This is a genomic window from Demequina sediminis, from assembly GCF_039545075.1.
Classification (GTDB): Bacteria; Actinomycetota; Actinomycetes; order Actinomycetales; family Demequinaceae; genus Demequina; species Demequina sediminis.
Genome location: NZ_BAABRR010000025.1, coordinates 1 through 1,299, shown reverse-complemented (window position 1 = coordinate 1,299; position 1,299 = coordinate 1). Strand labels below are relative to the sequence as shown.

1 protein-coding gene is annotated in these 1,299 nt (G+C 62.3%); it reads right to left on the bottom strand.

Annotated features, from left to right (window positions below):
• Window positions 1-44: 44 nt before the first annotated feature.
• Window positions 45-1,228 (bottom strand): IS3 family transposase gene (locus tag ABEA62_RS12650; protein WP_286216080.1). Its coding sequence is split into 2 segments (ribosomal slippage): window positions 45-967 and window positions 967-1,228, totalling 1,185 coding nucleotides; the frame shifts between segments, so codons are not numbered across the junction.
• Window positions 1,229-1,299 lie beyond the last annotated feature (71 nt).

Here is a 1,299-nt window from a genome sequence, read left to right as displayed (position 1 = left end):
TGGGCTGCTTCGCTGATTTCGGACAGCGGAGTTGGTGGTTTCTCTTACGCTGCCAGGGCTGGCTGTCGGTAACTGTAGTGGACCTCGTCGGGGCGCTGGTAGCCGAGTGCGGAGTGGCGTCGGCGGCTGTTGTAGAACCCCTCGATGTAGGCGATGACGTCGCGTCGTGCGTGTGCTTTCGTCGGGTAGACGGTGCGATGAACGCGTTCGTTCTTCAACGCTGAGAAGAACGACTCGGCCATCGCGTTATCCCAGCACACGCCTGTGCGTCCCATCGAGGAACGCATGCCCAGGTCCTTGACCAACGTCCGGTATGCGGTCGAGGTGTAGACGCTGCCGCGGTCCGAGTGGAAGATCGCGTCTGGCTCGACTCGTGTGGTCTGGGCGGCGTTGCGTAGTGCGTGTTCGACGAGCTCGGTACGCATGTGATCGGCGATCGACCACCCGACGACCTTCTTCGAGTAGCAGTCGATGACCGTGGCCAGATAGATGAAGCCCTGCCAGGTATGGATGTAGGTGATATCACCGACGAACTTTTGCCCAGGACCATCGGCAGTGAAGTCCCGCTTCACCAGATCGGGCATGAGCGCGGCCGCTTCCGCGTCCGCCTCGGTCGTGACCCGGAATGGACGGGGCTGGCAGGGCACCAGGTGCTCGTGGCGCATGATCTGACGCACCAACTCCGGCGAGCACTGCACACCCTCGGCGACGAGGTCAGCGTGAATACGCCGATACCCGTAGGTGCCATCAGAGGCCGCGAAGAAGTGATGCACCCGCCCGGTGAGCAATTCCCGGCGCGCAGCGGTCGCCGACTGGGGACGCCCCAGCCAGTCGTAGAACCCCGACGTCGACACCGCCAACCACCGGCACATCTTCCACACCGGGTCCGTCGTAGTCGGGTCGTTCCTGAGGGAATCGATGTACTCGTACTTGCCCACTACCGCTGTTCCCTCGCGAAGTAGGCGGTGGCTTTTTTCAAGAACGCGGTCTCCGCCCGAAGCTCCTGATTCTCACGCTCGAGTTCCTTCAGCCGTGCCCTCTCGGACACCGTCAACTCGGTCTCGGCTCCCCCGTGCGTGTCGCGGTACTTCACCAGCCAGTTACGCAACGTCTCGGGACCCACACCGTACGCCTCAGCGACTTCCCGGATCGGCTTCGAGGTCGAGATCACCTCCTGGCACAACTCGTCCTTGAACTCCTGGCTGAAACGCCGTCGTGATGCAGTCATCCTGCAGATCTCTCTTTCAGTAGCACCCTCAGTTTAAGAGGGCCCACCGTCCGAAATCCCTAGGCCGCCCA